We start from the raw sequence: 18,660 nt of genomic DNA on the forward strand, positions 1-18,660 counted from the left end.
CTTATTGTTTATTTATTACGCTGGATAATGTAGTCCGCTAGCGCTTCCAGTGCCGAGGTATCGAGCGACTGTTCAGCCAGTTGTTTCAGCGACTGGCGAGCATCGTCGATAAGATCTCTGGCTTTCTTCCGGGCTTGCTCAAGTCCCAGAAGTGCAGGGTAAGTACTTTTGCCAAGCTGCTGGTCGGCACCCTGACGTTTACCCAACGTTGCAGTATCTCCCACCACATCCAGGATGTCATCCTGAACCTGGAAGGCAAGACCGATGCTCTCTGCATACTTGTCGAGTATTGGCAGGGCATGACGTCCTTTATCTCCGGCGCTTAACGCACCAAGACGAACGGCGGCACGAATTAACGCACCTGTTTTATGACGATGAATACGTTCAAGTGCGTCCAGAGGTACGTGTTTGCCTTCCGCGTCTAAATCTAACGCCTGGCCGCCACACATTCCGGCAATACCGCTGGCATTTGCCAGTTCTGAAATCATCGCGATTCTGTCACGGTCTGAAACTTCTGGCATATCCGCATCGCTTAAAATCGAGAATGCTAACGTTTGTAAAGCATCCCCGGCGAGGATGGCGTTCGCTTCGCCAAACTTCACATGACAGGTGGGTAAACCACGACGTAAATCGTCATCATCCATTGCCGGTAGATCATCATGAATTAATGAGTAAGCGTGGATACACTCTACGGCTGCTGCTGGTGCGTCCAAAGTATTCAGACTTACGCCGAGCATTTGACCAGTAGCATAAACCAGGAAAGGTCGCAGGCGCTTACCACCTAATAATGCGCCATACTGCATGGTTTCTACCACGGGAGTGTTCTGAAAGGGCAGTGGGGCGATAAAACGGCTCAGCGCCTGGTTGGCCTGCTTAACGCAGGCTTCGAGTTGCTGCGGAAAGTCCATTACTCATTGTCCGGTGTAAAAGGTGTTGGAGAGGCGTCTTCGTTGTCAGACAGCAGGATCTGTACGCGCTGTTCGGCTTGTTGTAATTTGGCCTGCCCCTGACGTGCAAGCTGCACGCCACGTTCGAACTCATTCAGTGCCTCTTCCAGCGGCAGGTCGCCACTTTCCAGACGGGTCACAATCTGTTCCAGCTCGCTTAGCGCCTTTTCAAAGCTGGCGGGCGCCTCATTTTTCTTCGGCATAATGAATGTCTGACTCTCAATATTTTACGCCCCGTCATGGTAACGGACTCAGGGCAAATAGCAAATAACGCGCAATGGTAAGGTGATATGCGCAGCAAAGCGATGTTAGTGGTATACTTCCGCGCCTGGATGCAGCCGCAGGTGTGGGCTGCTGTATTTTTCCCCAAACAAGTCGCTTAAGACTTGCCAAAGAACCATTGCCGCCATGAAGTTTATCATTAAATTGTTCCCGGAAATCACCATCAAGAGCCAATCTGTGCGCTTGCGCTTTATAAAAATCCTTACCGGGAATATTCGTAACGTTTTAAAGCACTATGATGAGACGCTCGCAGTTGTCCGTCACTGGGATAACATCGAAGTTCGCGCGAAAGATGAAAACCAGCGTCTGGCAATTCGCGACGCTTTGACCCGCATTCCGGGTATCCACCATATTCTCGAAGTCGAAGACGTGCCGTTTACCGACATGCACGATATTTTCGAGAAAGCGTTGGTTCAGTACCGTGACCAACTGGAAGGTAAGACCTTCTGTGTACGCGTGAAGCGTCGCGGTAAGCACGATTTTAGCTCGATTGATGTGGAACGTTACGTCGGCGGTGGCTTGAATCAACATATTGAATCCGCTCGCGTGAAGCTGACTAACCCGGATGTGACTGTCCATCTGGAAGTGGAAGACGATCGTCTGCTGCTGATCAAAGGCCGCTACGAAGGTATTGGTGGTTTCCCGATAGGCACCCAGGAAGATGTGCTGTCGCTGATCTCTGGTGGTTTCGACTCTGGCGTTTCCAGTTATATGCTGATGCGCCGCGGTTGCCGTGTGCATTACTGCTTCTTTAACCTCGGCGGCGCGGCACACGAAATTGGTGTTCGTCAGGTGGCACATTATCTGTGGAATCGCTTTGGCAGCTCTCACCGCGTGCGTTTTGTCGCCATTAACTTCGAACCGGTAGTCGGTGAAATTCTTGAGAAAATCGACGACGGTCAGATGGGCGTCATTCTCAAACGTATGATGGTGCGTGCCGCATCTAAAGTGGCTGAGCGTTACGGCGTACAGGCGCTGGTGACTGGCGAGGCGTTGGGCCAGGTGTCCAGTCAGACGCTGACCAACCTGCGTCTGATTGATAACGTTTCTGACACGCTAATCCTGCGTCCGCTGATCTCTTACGACAAAGAGCACATCATTAACCTTGCTCGTCAGATTGGCACTGAAGACTTTGCCCGCACGATGCCGGAATATTGCGGCGTGATCTCCAAAAGCCCGACGGTGAAAGCGGTTAAGTCGAAGATTGAAGCGGAAGAAGAGAAGTTCGACTTCAGCATTCTCGACAAAGTGGTTGAGGAAGCGAATAACGTTGATATTCGCGAAATCGCCCAGCAGACCGAGCAGGAAGTGGTGGAAGTGGAAACCGTCAATGGCTTCGGCCCGAATGACGTGATCCTCGATATTCGCTCTATCGATGAACAGGAAGATAAACCGCTGAAAGTCGAAGGGATCGATGTAGTTTCCCTGCCGTTCTACAAATTGAGCACTAAATTTGGCGATCTCGACCAGAGCAAAACCTGGCTGTTGTGGTGTGAGCGCGGGGTGATGAGCCGCTTGCAGGCGCTCTATCTGCGCGAGCAGGGCTTTAAGAATGTGAAAGTGTATCGCCCGTAATTATGGGTATTTACGTCGCATCTGGCCAGATGCGACGCTTACCGCATCGACATTACTCGTAATAATTATAAATCCCTGCCGCCATCACCAGTTGTGATGCGACTTCATGGGCTTTCTCGCGCCCAATCAGCAGGTCGATAATTTTCAGACCAAAATCAATAGCCGTGCCTGGCCCCTGGCTGGTCAGCAATTTTACGCGTGCGTCCCAGACGACGCGCTTGTCTTGCCATTGTTCTGCGGGAATTTTATCTTTCAGCGTCGGGAAGCCGGTCATATTGCCAATCGGGAAGATGTCGTGCGGCACCAACACCGTGGCTGGCACAGCACAAATCGCCGCAACGATACGCCCGGAACGGTGGAACTGTTTAACCGTTTCGACCAGTAGGGTGCTGTCACGAAAACACTCTGCACCTTTGATCCCACCAGGCAGTACAATCACGTCATATTCGCTATCGGCCACTTCGACCAGCGGCGCATCCGCCAGCAGCTTCACGCCGCGCGAGCAGGTAATTGCCAGGTTGCCATCGCTGGCGACGCTGGCAGTAGTGACATTAATGCCACCGCGAACCAACAGGTCGATAGTGGTGACCGCTTCAGTCTCTTCACTACCAGGGGCGAGGCAAACCAGTGCCGATGCGCTCATATTCACTCTCCTTTCTTTTTACCATTTCAAACAGGCGGGTGTTTTCCGGTACAGCAATCCCATGCGCGCGGGCACGACGTAGCAGAAAACCGTTGATATAGTCGATTTCTGTATGGCGCAACGCGCGAATATCCTGCAGCATTGACGAGATGTTTTCTGCCGTAGCATCAATCACCTGCATCACATAATCACGCAGATCTTCCGCAGAAGTATGATGCCCTTCGCGTTCAATCACCGCCGCAACTTCTTCGCATATCTGCATAATTTCTTGCGGATGATGACGTAATTCGCCATTCGGGCAATTCCAGATGGCAGTCAGCGGATTAATCACACAGTTAACCGCCAGTTTTCGCCACAGCTCGGCGCGAATATTGTTATGCCAGGCGACGTCAGGTAAAACGGTTTGCAAAATATCTGCCAGATAGCTGTAATCACCATCCTGTTGACGCGCCGGGCCTATATGAGTAATACCGCTTGCCACGTGAATGATGACGTTGCCGTCGCGGCGCGCTGCATGGGTGGTCGTGCCCATCAGTAAAGGTTGCTCAATGTTCTGTAACTCTTCAATGGTGCCCATGCCGTTGTGGATCAGCAAAATTGGTGTGGTTACAGGTAGTGTTGATGCCAGACTTTTGACGGCATCAGACACCTGCCAGGCTTTCAACGTCACCAGTAACAGATCGCTGGTGGCCAGAAAATCTGGATCATTGGCGGTCAGAGATTCGTTAAATATCGAACCGTCTGTTTCAACCAGATTCACGCTACAGTACGGTTGTGGCACCCGCAGCCAGCCCTGAACTTCGTGGCCCTGTTTGCAAAGTGCTGTAAGCCATAATTGCCCTAAGGCACCGCATCCCAATACGGTAATTTTCATTGTTCCTCCTCACCCGCAACCACACCGGGTGTTCAATAAGGCTATCCCTTAATTGTGCATGGTGTTGTGACCATGCACAATTAAGGGATGCGTCCTGGCGCAGGACTGTCTGTTATTTAACTTTGCAGGTATTATGCTTCGCATCAAAAATGAAGGGAGAGAAAAAGATGCCATCTTTCGATATTGTCTCTGAAGTTGATCTTCAGGAAGCGCGTAACGCGGTCGATAACGCGAGTCGCGAAGTAGAGTCTCGTTTTGACTTCCGTAACGTTGAAGCGTCGTTTGAGCTGAACGACGCCAGCAAAACCATTAAAGTGTTGAGCGAGTCCGATTTCCAGGTCAATCAGTTGCTGGACATTCTGCGTGCCAAATTGCTGAAACGCGGCATTGAAGGCAGCTCGCTGGATGTACCGGAAAATATCGTTCATAGCGGTAAAACCTGGTTTGTGGAAGCGAAACTGAAGCAGGGCATTGAGAGCGCGACCCAGAAGAAAATCGTCAAGATGATCAAAGACAGCAAACTGAAAGTGCAGGCGCAAATTCAGGGTGATGAGATCCGTGTTACTGGCAAATCTCGTGACGATTTGCAGGCAGTGATGGCGATGGTGCGTGGTGGCGATCTCGGCCAGCCATTCCAGTTCAAAAATTTCCGCGATTAATCGCGATAACATACGCTTTGTTCATGCCGGCTGCGGCATGAACGCCTTATTCGGCCTACAAAAGTTTGTGAATTCAAAAGATTGCTGCAACTTTGTAGGCCAGATAAGCATAGCGCATCAGGCAATTTCGCCTCGTTTTTATGCCTGACGAATTGCCTGTTCAACCTCAAAGCGATTCGTCACTTTGCTGTCGATTTTCACGTAAGCTGAATGTTCTTCTTCTGCAATCAACACTTCTTTGACGCCTGCAGTTTCCTGTAAACGCACTTTTAACGCCTCGTTTGCGGCAATATCCGCCGGGATTTCAATGCGCAAACTGCTGACATACGGCGGTTCTTTCATGGTACTGGCGACTGCCAGCCACACTGCTGCCAGCATTGCGCCCGCGAGAAATACGCCCTGGCCGTCAAACATGCCGTCAATCCAGCCGCCGAGCGAACCGCCAATCGCCACGCCAAGAAACTGGCTGGTGGAGTAAACGCCCATCGCCGTACCTTTGTAACCTGCTGGCGACTCTTTACTGATAAGCGAGGGCAGGAGGGCTTCCATCAGGTTAAACGCCACAAAGAAAAGCTGCACGCCGACCACCAGTTGCCAGAACTGCGTTTGCGCGTTCCACAGCACGATTTCCGCAACCACGATCAGCCCGACGCAGAAGACAAAGACTTGCTTCATCTTACGCTTAACTTCAGCGTAGATAATGAAAGGCACGACAGAGCCAAAGGCGATTAACATCGTTGCCAGATAGACTTTCCAATGTTCCGCTGCCGGAAAACCCGCGCCAGCAAGTTGCCCAGGAAGAGCGACAAACGTCGACATCAGTAGCATGTGCAGACACATAATGCCAAAGTTGAGTTTCAGTAGTCGCGGTTCTGCCAGCACTTTGCTGAAACTGCCTTTCACCATCCCGGACTCACGATTAAGTACGTGCGTGCTGCTGTTGGGTACAACCCAAATGGTCAACGCAATGCCGGTCGTTGCCAGAATAGCGATCATCCAGAACAGCGCATGTAGCCCAAGTTTGTGAGTGATAATTGGGCCAAGCACCATCGCAATGGCGAAGGTAATGCCAAAGCTAACGCCGATAAACGCCATCGCTTTGGTACGGTTTTGTTCGCGGGTGAGATCAGACAGCAACGCCATAACGGCAGCGGCAATTGCACCGGAACCTTGTAACGCCCGGCCCAGAATAATTCCCCAGATGGAGTCAGAGAGCGCGGCGATAACGCTACCGGCGACAAATACGGCTAACCCGCCGACAATTAATGGCTTGCGACCAATGCGGTCAGAAAGCAGGCCAAACGGAATCTGAAAAACGGCCTGAGTCAGACCGTAAATGCCAATCGCAATACCGATCAACGCTTCGCTGGCGCCTTGCAGAGCCATACCATACGTGGTCAGAACCGGCAGAACCATAAACATGCCCAGCATGCGCAATGAAAATACGATCCCTAAACCCCAGGTCGCGCGCCGCTCACCTGGCGTCATTTTATAATCGTTCATTACCACCTCTATTTTAAATTCGCGACTAGTGTAAAGCGGTAAACGAATGGGGTAAACAAGCGGATTTTTTAGTAAATATTTCGTGGGGGATATGTTTCTAATGCTAAGAAAAAAGGTGCCGTAGCACCTTTTTTAACAGGGATGTTGCGTTACCAGACGGCAGCCAGCAGCGTATGCGAGTCCGGCACCATAAAATCAATGGACATCATTACCGAGAGAGCAGTGATGGCGATGATCGAGAAGCCGAACAGTTTACGCGCCCAGACTCTGTCATCAGCGACTTTATAACCGCGCAGGGCCATACCTAACCACCAGACGCTAACTGCCGCGGCGACCACCAGATATTTATACCCTGCGTAACCGCCGAGAGAGAGCATCAGTGTGGCAACGGCAAAGGCGATGATGTACAGCGTGATGTGATTCTTCGCCACGGAAATGCCTTTCACTACCGGCAGTACCGGAATGTTTGCCGCCTGATAATCTTTAAAGCGGAAAATGGCGATGGCATAAGAGTGAGGCATTTGCCACAGGCTGAAGATAGCCAGCAGAATCGCTGCGCCACTATCGAAATCACCGGTCACTGCACAATAGCCAATCACCGGCGGCGCAGCGCCGGAGAGAGAACCAATCAACGTGCCGTAGACCGAGTGGCGTTTCATGTACAGGCTATAAACGCCGACATAAACCACAAAGCCCATTACCCCCAGCCAGCAGGCCAGCGGATTCGCGCCAAACCACAGCAGCATAAAGCCAGCAATACCCAGCACGGTGGCGTACACCAGCGAGACAGCAGGAGAGATCAGGCCTTTAACCAGCACCCGGTTCTTCGTCCTTTCCATCTTTCTGTCGATATCCCTGTCGATGTAGTTGTTAAACACACAACCCGACGCCACAACCAGTGACACCCCAACCAACGTGTAGATAAACAGGGGATAATCAATGCTGCCCTTTGAGGCCAGCAGGAATCCCCCAATCACCGAGATCAGGTTGCCAAAGATGATGCCTGGTTTCGTTACTTGCAGGTATTGCTTAAACATCATAACCGCCGCTCTTAGTGCATCATCATGTTGTAGTTGAGGTTCCACATAATCCAGATGGAGCCTACAACCAGAATAGCGATGATTAGCACGGTGAAGACAAACGCCGTCATGTTCCAGCCTTCATCTGATTTGGTATTCATGTGCAGGAAGCACACCAGATGCACCAGAACCTGTACCACTGCCATTGCCAGGATCGTTCCCAGAATTACGGCCGGGGAGGCAGTTCCTGTCATTACCATCCAGAACGGGATCACCGTCAGGATTATCGACAGGATAAAGCCTGTCATGTAGGTTTTTACGCTGCCATGGGACGCGCCGCCGCTCACGTTAGAATGGCTCATTACATCGCCCCCATCAGATAAACAACAGTGAACACACAGATCCACACCACATCGAGGAAGTGCCAGAACAGACTCAGACACATGATGCGGGTACGGTTAGTGCTGGTCAGGCCGCGACGCGCGATTTGCACCATCAGCACCGCCATCCAGATAAGACCGGAAGTGACGTGCAGACCGTGCGTACCCACTAGCGCAAAGAACGCTGACAGGAAGCCGCTGCGATCCGGGCCCATGTCGTTAACAATCAGGTGATGGAATTCATAGAGTTCCATCCCGATAAATCCAGCACCAAACAACCAGGTCAACGCCAGCCAGGAGATAACCTGGCTTTTGTTGTTTTTGTACATGGCGATAGCCGCCATGCCGTAGGTGATGGAGCTGAACAACAGCAAGAAAGTTTCAACCAGAACGAACGGCAGTTCGAAAATGTCCTTACCTGTCGGGCCGCCTGCGGTGCCGTTCACCAGAACGGCATAGGTAGCAAACAAGATAGAAAACAGAATGCAGTCGCTCATCAGGTAGATCCAAAATCCGAAGATTTTGGTTCCGCCTGCATCGTGGTGCCCGTGTTCGTGCGCGTGGGCAGTCGCGTGCGTCAAAGTATCAGTTGCCATTTTTCAGCCCTGCCTTAGTAATCTCATCGAAATGCTGATTTTCCAGTTTTTCGATTTCTGCCACCGGCACGTAGTAATCCACGTCCTCGTCGAAGCTTTTCACGATCCAGGTGATGATCATGCCTGCGAAGCCAACAATCGCCAGCCACCAGATATGCCAGATCATGGCGAAACCGAAGATGGTGGAGAAAGCAGCGATGACGATACCGGCGCCGCTGTTTTTCGGCATATGAATTTCTTCATAGTGGTCAGGCTTTTTGTACGCTTCGCCTTTCTCTTTCATTTCCCAGAATGCATCACGCTCGTGAACGTGCGGCACAACGGCAAAGTTATAGAACGGAGGCGGGGAAGAGGTTGCCCACTCCAGCGTGCGGCCACCCCACGGGTCGCCAGTCAGATCACGGTTCTGATCGCGGTCGCGAATAGAGACGTACATCTGAATCACGAGGCAGAGAATACCCAGCGCAATCAGTACCGCACCGCTGGCTGCAATCATCAGCATCGTGTGGAACTGCGGGTCAATCTGCTGGCTCAAACGGCGGGTCATGCCCATGAAGCCCAGCGCGTACAGCGGCATAAAGGCAACGAAGAAGCCGATAATCCAGAACCAGAACGCGCGTTTACCCCAGGTCTCGTTCAGTTTGAAACCGAACGCTTTAGGCCACCAGTAGGTCATCCCTGCGAAGCAGCCGAAGACCACGCCGCCGATGATAACGTTATGGAAGTGTGCAATCAGGAACAGGCTGTTATGCAGAACGAAGTCTGCGCCCGGTACTGCCAGCAGCACGCCAGTCATACCGCCCACTGAGAAGGTGACGATAAAACCGATGGTCCACAGCATCGCAGAATGGAACACGATGCGACCCTGATACATGGTGAACAGCCAGTTGAAGATCTTCACCCCGGTCGGAATGGCGATAATCATCGTGGTGATACCGAAGAAGGCATTTACGTTCGCGCCCGCACCCATCGTAAAGAAGTGGTGCAGCCAGACGATGAACGACAGCACGGTAATACAGACAGTCGCCCATACCAGCGAGGTATAACCAAACAGACGTTTACGCGAGAAGGTCGCTGCAATTTCGGAGAACACACCGAAAACAGGCAGGATCAGGATGTAAACTTCCGGGTGTCCCCATGCCCAAATCAGGTTGATGTACATCATCATGTTGCCACCCATATCGTTGGTAAAGAAATGGGTGCCCAGATAGCGATCCAGGGTTAGCAACGCGACGGTAACCGTCAGAATTGGGAAGGAGGCGATAATCAGAATGTTTGCGCACAGTGATGCCCAGGTAAATACCGGCATCTTGAACATGGTCATGCCCGGTGCACGCATCTTCAGAATGGTAACGAAGAAGTTAATACCGGTTAGCGTCGTACCTATACCGGATAGCTGGAGACTCCATATCCAGTAATCGACACCGACTCCTGGACTGTACTCTATTCCCGATAGCGGTGGATAGGCCAGCCAGCCAGTCTGCGCGAATTCGCCCACGCCGAGAGAAACGTTAACCAGAATCACACCAACAACGGTAAACCAGAAGCTTAAGTTGTTGAGGAACGGGAACGCAACGTCACGCGCGCCAATTTGCAGCGGAACCACCAGGTTCATCAGACCGATAACGAAAGGCATCGCCACGAAGAAGATCATAATCACACCGTGAGCGGTGAAAACTTGATCATAGTGGTGTGGCGGCAGGAAGCCTGCTTCGCCAGCCGAGGCCAGTGCTTGTTGACTACGCATCATAATGGCATCTGCAAAACCACGCAGCAGCATCACAATCGCTACGATGATATACATGATACCAAGGCGTTTATGGTCGACAGAGGTCAGCCACTCTTTCCACAGGTAGGTCCACTTACCGAAGTAAGTGATCAGGCCAACGAGCGCCAGACCTCCCAAAATAATGCCAGCGATCGTAACCATGATGATAGGTTCATGGAACGGGACTGCATCAAGTGTTAATTTTCCGAACATCTTTATTCTTCCTCAACCCCTTTAATGGGCGGATTCCGCGTGGCTCATGTCCATGCCTTCCATACCTTCGTGTGCGCTGTGCTCACCTTCGGGCTGAGTCATGTCCATGCTCTTACCGTGAGCCATAAACTTGTTAATCACATCGGCAAACAAGTCGGGTTTCACGTTGGAGAAATATTCCACCTGGTTGTATTCGCTAGGCGCAGCCAGTTTTTCGAAGGTGGCCATGTCAGACATGGTTTTCGTCGACTGTTTTGCTTTTGCGACCCATTGGTCGAATGCGGCACGATCCGGTGTGGCGATAGCGTTGAACTTCATGCCGGAGAAGCCCTGACCGCTATAGCTGGCGGAAATACCGTCATAAGTACCGGGTTCGTTGGCGATCAGATGCAAGCGAGTCTGCATACCGGCCATGGCATAAATCTGGCTACCCAGACGCGGAATAAAGAAGGAGTTCATCACGGAGTTGGAGGTCACTTTGAAGTACACCGGAGTGTTCGCCGGGAAAGCGATTTCATTCACGGTAGCAATGCCCTGTTCCGGGTAGATGAAGAACCATTTCCAGTCCATGGAAACCACTTCGATGGTAATGGGCTTCTCGTCGTGTGCCAGCGGCTTGCTAGGCTCAAGAGCGTGAGTGGTTTTCCAGGTCAATACCGCAAGGAAGATGATGATTAAGATTGGCACCGTCCAGACCACAGCTTCCACTTTATTGGAGTGTGACCAGTTCGGGCTGTACTTAGCATCTTTATTGCTCGCACGGTACTTCCAGGCGAAACCGACAGCCATCAAGATTGCGGGAATAACGACAATCAACATCAGGCCAAATGCCGTCAGTATCAGCGAACGTTGCTCCAGACCAATCTGTCCTTTGGGATCTAACAGCGCAGAATTACAGCCACTGAGCAATACAGAGCCTGCAAATAATGACAACCATCCCAAACTTTTATTGTATTTCCTGAGTCTCATTTAACGACCTCAATTCCACGGGATCTGGTGGCGTTTAAAGTGTGTGGGCATTTTACGGGAAGGTTACATTACTGTAAACATGATTAAATTACTGTTACTTGAATTTGGCTTGCAGGTCACATATGTTGCAAAACATATCGGATTGATTTTAAGAAGCTGTTGCAAAAGGGCGTTATAACGAAAGGGGACTGAAGGAGGGGGTGGGGATGGCAATTGGTATAACCAATCTCAAAATAAAACAATTATTTAACAAATAATTATCATTAAGGTGACAAAACGGGCGTGGGGAAATAAAGAGTCATTAGCTGAATCGTGTAAAAAATAAAATATATAGATGGGGTCAATAATTTCCGAAAGCTAAGCCGCACAAAAGAACAAATATTATTAAGCGCTGCTGATGTTTATTTAGCCGTAATAATTACGCCGGGTGATTACTACAGCTAAATAATATTCACTGATTACGTCAAATGCGTTTTTCGTAGTGCCAGATAGTCCAATAAACCACCAAGTATGACACCACCCAGAGCGACTAAAACGCCGATTTCCAGCAGTGCAGGCAGGAAAGAGAAGTGAGTCAAATCCAGCGCATCCATCGTTAACAGCAGTAACCACACGGCCAACAGACTGACGCCTGCTGCCAGTGTCCACATGGCAAAGGTATAACCAGATGGATACTCGGTACGTGGGATAAAGTTGTCGTTGACCCGCGTGTACTCCAGCGTTTGGCGGCAAACCAGCAGCAAAATAAGTCCAGGTACAGCGGCCGCAACAGAGAACAGATAGAATGTCGACCAGCCGTGAGCTTCAACAAACCAGCCCGCTACGGGGCCTACATAAACCCGTCCTACAGCAGAAAGCGCTGAGAGCAGGGCGAACTGAGTAGCGGAAAATGACTTATTACACAGGGTCATTAACAGCGCCACAAATGCCGATGTGCCCATCCCGCCACACAGGTTTTCGAAAAAGACTGCCGCGCCCATGCTGTAGAGATGCTTATCAGTCACAGAAAGCAGCCAGTAACCGGCGTTGGACGCACCTTGTAAAAGGCCGAAAATCAGCAGCGCACGGAACAGTGAAAGACGCTGCATCAAAATACCGCCGTACAATGCGCCGACGATGGTCGCCAGCAAGCCGAGCGTTTTGTTAACCACGCCCACTTCGCCGGCATCAAATCCGACACCGCGAATCAAAAAGGTGGTTGTCAGGCTCATGGCGAAAGCATCGCCCAGCTTATACAGCACAATTAAAAGCAGAATTAACCATGCGTTATTGCGACCAAAGAAATCACGTAGTGGCGCAACAACAGCTTGCTCCAGCGTTTTGGGTACAGGAATGGTGTCGGTTGGTTCTGGCGCAAGCAAAGTCGCAATGATGCACGGGATTAACAGAGCTGCCATTAGCCAGTACATGCCTTGCCAGCCCAACCATTTATCCGCCAGCCATAAGGCTAAACCGCCGGAAACCAGCATCCCTAAACGGTAACCCAGCACGCTGATTGCCGCACCTGCGCCGCGTTCTTCCGTGGGAAGCACATCCGTTTTCCACGCATCAAAGACGATATCCTGGGAGGCCGAGCAAAAAGCGATAACGACTGCCAGTGCCGCCATCCAGCGAAGTTGCGTACCAGGTTCGAGAAAACCCATCGCCGCAATCGCCAGCAACAATAACGCTTGTGTGGCGAGCAGCCAGCCGCGCCGTCGCCCGAGAAACGGCGGAGTATAGCGGTCCATCAGCGGCGACCAGAGAAATTTAAATACGTAAGCCTGACCCACCAACGAGAAGAAACCAATGGTTTTAAGATCGATATTCTCGACTGTCATCCACGCCTGTAACGTGCCGGATGTCAGGGCGAGCGGCAGCCCGGAAGCAAAACCCAGAATCAACAAAATAGCTGAACGAGGCTGTTGGAAAATACGTAAATATTGACTGGACATGGGCGTCTACAGGCCCGACTTGCACCGGGCCAGAGGGCAGAAATTAACGTGCGTTCTGCTTAATGAATTCGTGGATGCTGGTGTCCTGAGACATGTCAGCGATGGTGTCGGTCAGCACGCTGTTAACCGCGTCAGCGATGTTTTTGTTAGAGGCCTGAAAAGCGCCCTCAACGTTGTAGCTGGCACGATAGTTTTTGGTCATTTTGTTGCCATTCTGCGCGGTGGCGATGATGGCGATATCCGCTTTGGTAGCAATGTTGTAGCGCACATTGCCCTGGGACACGTCGGCATACAACTGGCTAACGATGATTTGCAGATTAACCGGGCCATTCGGGCCAACCATATAACCGCGAGCGGTCATTTGTTTTTCCAGCACTTCTTGCAGCAGGAAACGCAGATCGCGGGACGCGGTCAGGGTAACAATTTGGTTGTCACGGGTGACTTTTGCTAACGCCTGATCGGTACGCTGATCGGCACCATTAATGCTAACGGTGACGCCCATCAGACTTGGATCTTGCTGTGGCAGTGTCATCGTCGGAGAAACTTCAATGGTTGTTGGCGGTTTCGCGCATCCTGCAAGCATAAACAGAGCAACTAACGGGAAGAGGATTTTTTTGAACATGTTCTGGCTCTCAGAGACTTTTAAGCGTGTTTGGTAAAGATTCCCGCCATCATAACATCGCCAACGACGAGGGGAAGTGGGTAAGACATGTAAATTCATTATGTTGACGAAATAATCGCCTTAGGTAAAAGAAACACCGATGTGAAGCCGGTGAATCAATCTTTAAATCAGTAAACTTCATACGCTTGACAGAAAAAACAGGATGAAAGCTAATTATTTGTTGTTAAGCTGTAATGGAAACGGTTAAAGCGGCTAGTATTTAAAGGGATGGGTGACATCTCAGCGTTGTCGGAGGAGATATTTCATGATGATACGTGAGCGGATAGAAGAAAAATTAAGGACTGCGTTCCAACCCGTATTCCTCGAAGTTGTGGATGAAAGCTATCGTCACAATGTCCCAGCCGGCTCTGAAAGCCATTTTAAAGTTGTGCTGGTCAGCGATCGTTTTATGGGTGAACGTTTTCTGAATCGTCATCGAATGATTTACAGTACTTTAGCGGAGGAACTCTCTACTACCGTTCATGCGCTGGCTCTGCATACTTATACCATTAAGGAGTGGGAAGGATTGCAGGATACCATCTTTGCTTCTCCTCCTTGTCGTGGAGCGGGAAGCATCGCCTAAAAACGCATTTGCAACAGTTAGCGTTTTTCCAGTATGTTGCTAAAGATTTTATGAAAAACGGCCTGCGGGCCGTTTTGTTTTGTCTGGATTTTGCGCTTTTTGCCCAGCATTCAGACGAAAATTGCCCGGGAATTGTGAAAAAATACGCGGCAGCGCGCAATAACCGTTCTCGACTCATAAAAGTGATGCCGCTATAATGCCGCGTCCTATTTGAATGCTTTCGGGATGATTCTGGTAACAGGGAATGTGATTGATTATAAGAACATCCCGGTTCCGCGAAGCCAACAACCTGTGCTTGCGGGGTAAGAGTTGACCGAGCACTGTGATTTTTTGAGGTAACAAGATGCAAGTTTCAGTTGAAACCACTCAAGGCCTTGGCCGCCGTGTAACGATTACTATCGCTGCTGACAGCATCGAGACCGCTGTTAAAAGCGAGCTGGTCAACGTTGCGAAAAAAGTACGTATTGACGGCTTCCGCAAAGGCAAAGTGCCAATGAATATCGTTGCTCAGCGTTATGGCGCGTCTGTACGCCAGGACGTTCTGGGTGACCTGATGAGCCGTAACTTCATTGACGCCATCATTAAAGAAAAAATCAATCCGGCTGGCGCACCGACCTACGTTCCGGGCGAATACAAGCCGGGTGAAGACTTCACCTACTCTGTAGAGTTTGAAGTTTATCCGGAAGTTGAACTGCAGGGTCTGGAAGCGATCGAAGTTGAAAAACCGATCGTGGAAGTGACCGACGCTGACGTTGACGGCATGCTGGATACTCTGCGTAAACAGCAGGCGACCTGGAAAGAAAAAGACGGCGCTGTTGAAGCTGAAGACCGCGTGACCATCGACTTCACCGGTTCTGTAGACGGCGAAGAGTTCGAAGGTGGAAAAGCGTCTGATTTCGTACTGGCGATGGGCCAGGGTCGTATGATCCCGGGCTTTGAAGACGGTATCAAAGGCCACAAAGCAGGCGAAGAGTTCACCATCGACGTGACCTTCCCGGAAGAATACCACGCAGAAAACCTGAAAGGTAAAGCAGCGAAATTCGCTATCAACCTGAAGAAAGTTGAAGAGCGTGAACTGCCGGAACTGACTGCTGAATTCATCAAACGTTTCGGCGTTGAAGATGGTTCCGTAGAAGGTCTGCGCGCTGAAGTGCGTAAAAACATGGAGCGCGAGCTGAAGAGCGCCATTCGTAACCGCGTTAAGTCTCAGGCGATCGAAGGTCTGGTAAAAGCTAACGACATCGACGTTCCGGCTGCGCTGATCGACAGCGAAATCGACGTTCTGCGTCGCCAGGCTGCACAGCGTTTCGGTGGCAACGAAAAACAAGCTCTGGAACTGCCGCGTGAACTGTTCGAAGAACAGGCTAAACGCCGCGTAGTTGTTGGCCTGCTGCTGGGCGAAGTTATTCGCGCTAACGAGCTGAAAGCTGACGAAGAGCGTGTTAAAGGCCTGATCGAAGAGATGGCTTCTGCGTACGAAGATCCGAAAGAAGTTATCGAGTTCTACAGCAAAAACAAAGAGCTGATGGACAACATGCGTAACGTGGCTCTGGAAGAACAGGCTGTTGAAGCCGTTCTGGCGAAAGCGAAAGTGACTGAAAAAGAAACCACTTTCAACGAGCTGATGAACCAGCAGGCGTAATTTGCGCAGCCTAACGCGCTAAATTCGCACAAAGGCCCGTCACCGCCAGGTGGTGGGCTTTTTTTTGTCATGAATTTTGCATGGAACCGTGCGAAAACCCTCTTTCGGTGTTAGCGTAACAACAAAAGATTGTTATGCTTGAAATAGGATGATGCCGTACCCATAACACAGGGACTAGCTGATAATCCGTCCATAAGGTTACAATCGGTACAGCAGGTTTTTTCAATTTTATCCAGGAGACGGAAATGTCATACAGCGGCGAACGAGATAACTTTGCACCCCATATGGCGCTGGTGCCGATGGTCATTGAACAGACCTCACGCGGTGAGCGCTCTTTTGATATCTATTCTCGTCTACTTAAGGAACGCGTTATTTTTCTGACTGGCCAGGTTGAAGACCATATGGCTAACCTGATTGTGGCGCAGATGCTGTTCCTGGAAGCAGAAAACCCGGAAAAAGATATCTATCTGTACATTAACTCCCCAGGTGGGGTGATCACTGCCGGGATGTCTATCTATGACACCATGCAGTTTATCAAGCCTGATGTCAGCACCATTTGTATGGGCCAGGCGGCCTCAATGGGGGCATTCCTGCTGACCGCAGGGGCAAAAGGTAAACGTTTCTGCCTGCCGAATTCGCGCGTGATGATTCACCAGCCGTTGGGCGGCTATCAGGGCCAGGCGACTGATATCGAAATTCATGCCCGTGAAATTCTGAAAGTTAAAGGGCGGATGAATGAACTTATGGCGCTTCATACGGGTCAATCATTAGAACAGATTGAACGTGACACTGAGCGCGATCGCTTCCTTTCCGCGCCTGAAGCGGTGGAATACGGTCTGGTCGATTCGATTCTGACCCATCGTAATTGATGCCAGAGGCGCAACTGTGCCGCTATACTTATTCAGGTTGGCACAACGCTGTAAGCGGCTTGCGCCTGAGAATGGCATTTGCGTCGTCGTGTGCGGCACAAAGAACAAAGAAGAGGTTTTGACCCATGACAGATAAACGCAAAGATGGCTCAGGCAAGTTGCTGTATTGCTCTTTTTGCGGCAAAAGCCAGCATGAAGTGCGTAAGCTGATTGCCGGTCCATCCGTGTATATCTGCGACGAATGTGTTGATTTATGTAACGACATCATTCGCGAAGAGATTAAAGAAGTAGCACCGCATCGTGAACGCAGTTCGCTACCGACGCCGCATGAAATTCGCAACCACCTGGACGATTACGTCATCGGTCAGGAACAGGCGAAAAAAGTGCTGGCGGTCGCGGTGTACAACCACTACAAACGTCTGCGCAACGGCGATACCAGCAATGGCGTCGAGTTGGGCAAAAGTAACATTCTGCTGATTGGTCCGACTGGCTCTGGTAAAACGTTGTTGGCGGAAACGTTGGCGCGTCTGCTGGACGTTCCGTTCACTATGGCTGATGCCACCACCCTGACCGAAGCGGGTTATGTGGGTGAAGATGTTGAAAACATCATTCAGAAGCTGTTGCAGAAGTGCGACTACGACGTACAGAAAGCGCAGCGCGGGATTGTCTACATCGATGAAATCGACAAGATTTCGCGTAAGTCTGACAACCCGTCCATTACCCGTGACGTTTCCGGTGAAGGCGTACAGCAGGCACTGTTGAAACTGATCGAAGGTACGGTTGCCGCCGTTCCACCGCAGGGCGGACGTAAGCATCCGCAGCAGGAATTCTTGCAGGTTGATACCTCCAAGATCCTGTTTATCTGTGGCGGTGCATTTGCCGGTCTGGATAAAGTGATTTCCCATCGTGTCGAAACTGGCTCCGGCATTGGTTTTGGTGCGACGGTAAAAGCGAAATCTGACAAAGCAAGCGAAGGTGAGTTGCTGGCGCAGGTTGAACCGGAAGATTTGATCAAATTTGGTCTGATCCCTGAGTTCATCGGTCGTCTGCCAGTTGTGGCAACGCTGAATGAACTGAGCGAAGAAGCTTTGATTCAGATCCTCAAAGAGCCGAAAAACGCCCTGACCAAGCAGTATCAGGCGTTGTTTAACCTTGAGGGCGTGGATCTGGAATTCCGTGACGAAGCGCTGGATGCTATCGCCAAGAAAGCGATGGCGCGTAAAACCGGTGCCCGTGGTCTGCGTTCCATCGTAGAAGCTGCGCTGCTTGATACCATGTATGATCTGCCTTCTATGGAAGATGTGGAAAAAGTGGTTATTGACGAGTCGGTTATTGAAGGGCAAAGCAAGCCACTGCTGATTTATGGCAAGCCGGAAGCGCAACAGGCGTCTGGTGAATAATTAACCATTCCCATACAATTAGTTAACCAAAAAGGGGGGATTTTATCTCCCCTTTCATTTTTCCTCTATTCCCGACGTTGAATGTGGGAGAAACATCCCCATATACTGACGTACATGTTAATAGATGGCGTGAAGCACAGTCA

At 50.6% G+C, this 18,660-nt stretch carries 18 protein-coding genes; 6 read left to right on the forward strand and 12 right to left on the reverse strand.

All coding sequences use genetic code 11. The annotated features are described in order from the left end of the window. Window positions 1–8: 8 nt before the first annotated feature. On the reverse strand, window positions 9–908 hold the full coding sequence (gene ispA, locus A1WG_RS07055; protein WP_000347244.1) for a (2E,6E)-farnesyl diphosphate synthase: 900 nt from the start codon (window positions 906–908) through the stop codon (window positions 9–11). Continuing rightward, window positions 908–1,150: an exodeoxyribonuclease VII small subunit gene (gene xseB, locus A1WG_RS07050; RefSeq protein ID WP_001124936.1), complete on the reverse strand. Its 243-nt coding sequence runs from the start codon at window positions 1,148–1,150 to the stop codon at window positions 908–910. The genes ispA and xseB overlap by 1 nt, the downstream gene beginning before the upstream one ends. Before the next feature lie 205 nt (window positions 1,151–1,355). Here xseB and thiI point away from each other — a divergent pair, with 205 nt between their 5' ends. Continuing rightward, window positions 1,356–2,804 (forward strand): tRNA uracil 4-sulfurtransferase ThiI, encoded by a 1,449-nt coding sequence (gene thiI, locus A1WG_RS07045; RefSeq protein ID WP_000668664.1) that lies wholly within the window; start codon window positions 1,356–1,358, stop codon window positions 2,802–2,804. A gap of 52 nt (window positions 2,805–2,856) precedes the next feature. Here thiI and yajL read toward each other — a convergent pair whose 3' ends face one another. Together yajL and panE are read right to left on the reverse strand one after the other, a co-directional pair. Beyond that, window positions 2,857–3,447: a protein deglycase YajL gene (yajL, locus tag A1WG_RS07040; RefSeq protein ID WP_001515887.1), complete on the reverse strand. Its 591-nt coding sequence runs from the start codon at window positions 3,445–3,447 to the stop codon at window positions 2,857–2,859. Beyond that, window positions 3,410–4,321: a 2-dehydropantoate 2-reductase gene (gene panE / locus A1WG_RS07035; RefSeq protein WP_000705856.1), complete on the reverse strand. Its 912-nt coding sequence runs from the start codon at window positions 4,319–4,321 to the stop codon at window positions 3,410–3,412. The genes yajL and panE overlap by 38 nt, the downstream gene beginning before the upstream one ends. A gap of 167 nt (window positions 4,322–4,488) precedes the next feature. On the opposite strand from panE, the gene yajQ reads away from it, so the two are divergent. Next, the gene (gene yajQ, locus A1WG_RS07030) at window positions 4,489–4,980 is read left to right on the forward strand and encodes a nucleotide binding protein YajQ (RefSeq protein ID WP_001138904.1); all 492 of its coding nucleotides are present in this window, start codon (window positions 4,489–4,491) and stop codon (window positions 4,978–4,980) included. 138 nt (window positions 4,981–5,118) lie between these two features. Here yajQ and A1WG_RS07025 read toward each other — a convergent pair whose 3' ends face one another. From A1WG_RS07025 to A1WG_RS06990, 8 genes are all read right to left on the reverse strand, one after another. Continuing rightward, a complete protein-coding gene (locus A1WG_RS07025) occupies window positions 5,119–6,483 on the reverse strand; it encodes an MFS transporter (protein WP_001000941.1) in 1,365 nt (454 codons plus the stop codon). Window positions 6,484–6,632: 149 nt separating this feature from the next. Next, window positions 6,633–7,523: a heme o synthase gene (gene cyoE, locus A1WG_RS07020; protein WP_000971348.1), complete on the reverse strand. Its 891-nt coding sequence runs from the start codon at window positions 7,521–7,523 to the stop codon at window positions 6,633–6,635. Between the two features lie 11 nt (window positions 7,524–7,534). Then, a complete protein-coding gene (locus tag A1WG_RS07015) occupies window positions 7,535–7,864 on the reverse strand; it encodes a cytochrome o ubiquinol oxidase subunit IV (RefSeq protein WP_000019804.1) in 330 nt (109 codons plus the stop codon). Beyond that, a complete protein-coding gene (locus tag A1WG_RS07010; protein ID WP_000179822.1) occupies window positions 7,864–8,478 on the reverse strand; it encodes a cytochrome o ubiquinol oxidase subunit III in 615 nt (204 codons plus the stop codon). The genes A1WG_RS07015 and A1WG_RS07010 overlap by 1 nt, the downstream gene beginning before the upstream one ends. Beyond that, window positions 8,468–10,459, reverse strand: a complete 1,992-nt coding sequence (gene cyoB, locus A1WG_RS07005) for a cytochrome o ubiquinol oxidase subunit I (RefSeq protein ID WP_000467192.1) — start codon at window positions 10,457–10,459, stop codon at window positions 8,468–8,470. The genes A1WG_RS07010 and cyoB overlap by 11 nt, the downstream gene beginning before the upstream one ends. A 21-nt stretch (window positions 10,460–10,480) precedes the next feature. Next, entirely contained in the window at window positions 10,481–11,428 is a 948-nt protein-coding gene (gene cyoA, locus A1WG_RS07000; protein WP_001515888.1) for a cytochrome o ubiquinol oxidase subunit II, read from the reverse strand. Window positions 11,429–11,886: 458 nt separating this feature from the next. Beyond that, complete coding sequence (ampG, locus tag A1WG_RS06995; RefSeq protein WP_001515889.1) at window positions 11,887–13,362, reverse strand: muropeptide MFS transporter AmpG; 1,476 nt, start codon at window positions 13,360–13,362, stop codon at window positions 11,887–11,889. A 43-nt stretch (window positions 13,363–13,405) separates the two neighbouring features. After that, window positions 13,406–13,984 carry a lipoprotein gene (locus A1WG_RS06990; protein ID WP_000473501.1) on the reverse strand — a complete coding sequence of 193 codons (579 nt, stop codon included), beginning with the start codon at window positions 13,982–13,984 and terminating at the stop codon, window positions 13,406–13,408. Between the two features lie 304 nt (window positions 13,985–14,288). Between A1WG_RS06990 and bolA the strand changes: the two genes are divergently transcribed. The 4 genes from bolA (at window position 14,289) to clpX (ending at window position 18,517) form a co-directional block, all read left to right on the forward strand. After that, complete coding sequence (gene bolA, locus A1WG_RS06985) at window positions 14,289–14,606, forward strand: transcriptional regulator BolA (RefSeq protein ID WP_000973458.1); 318 nt, start codon at window positions 14,289–14,291, stop codon at window positions 14,604–14,606. Window positions 14,607–14,949: 343 nt separating this feature from the next. Then, window positions 14,950–16,248, forward strand: a complete 1,299-nt coding sequence (gene tig / locus A1WG_RS06980) for a trigger factor (RefSeq protein WP_001198397.1) — start codon at window positions 14,950–14,952, stop codon at window positions 16,246–16,248. Between the two features lie 245 nt (window positions 16,249–16,493). Beyond that, window positions 16,494–17,117: an ATP-dependent Clp endopeptidase proteolytic subunit ClpP gene (clpP, locus tag A1WG_RS06975; protein WP_000122253.1), complete on the forward strand. Its 624-nt coding sequence runs from the start codon at window positions 16,494–16,496 to the stop codon at window positions 17,115–17,117. A gap of 125 nt (window positions 17,118–17,242) precedes the next feature. Beyond that, window positions 17,243–18,517, forward strand: coding sequence for an ATP-dependent protease ATP-binding subunit ClpX (gene clpX, locus A1WG_RS06970; RefSeq protein WP_000130317.1), 1,275 nt, complete (start codon window positions 17,243–17,245; stop codon window positions 18,515–18,517). Window positions 18,518–18,660: the final 143 nt, after the last annotated feature.

The organism is Escherichia sp. KTE96 (assembly GCF_000408525.1).
GTDB classification, from domain to species: Bacteria; Pseudomonadota; Gammaproteobacteria; order Enterobacterales; family Enterobacteriaceae; genus Escherichia; species Escherichia marmotae.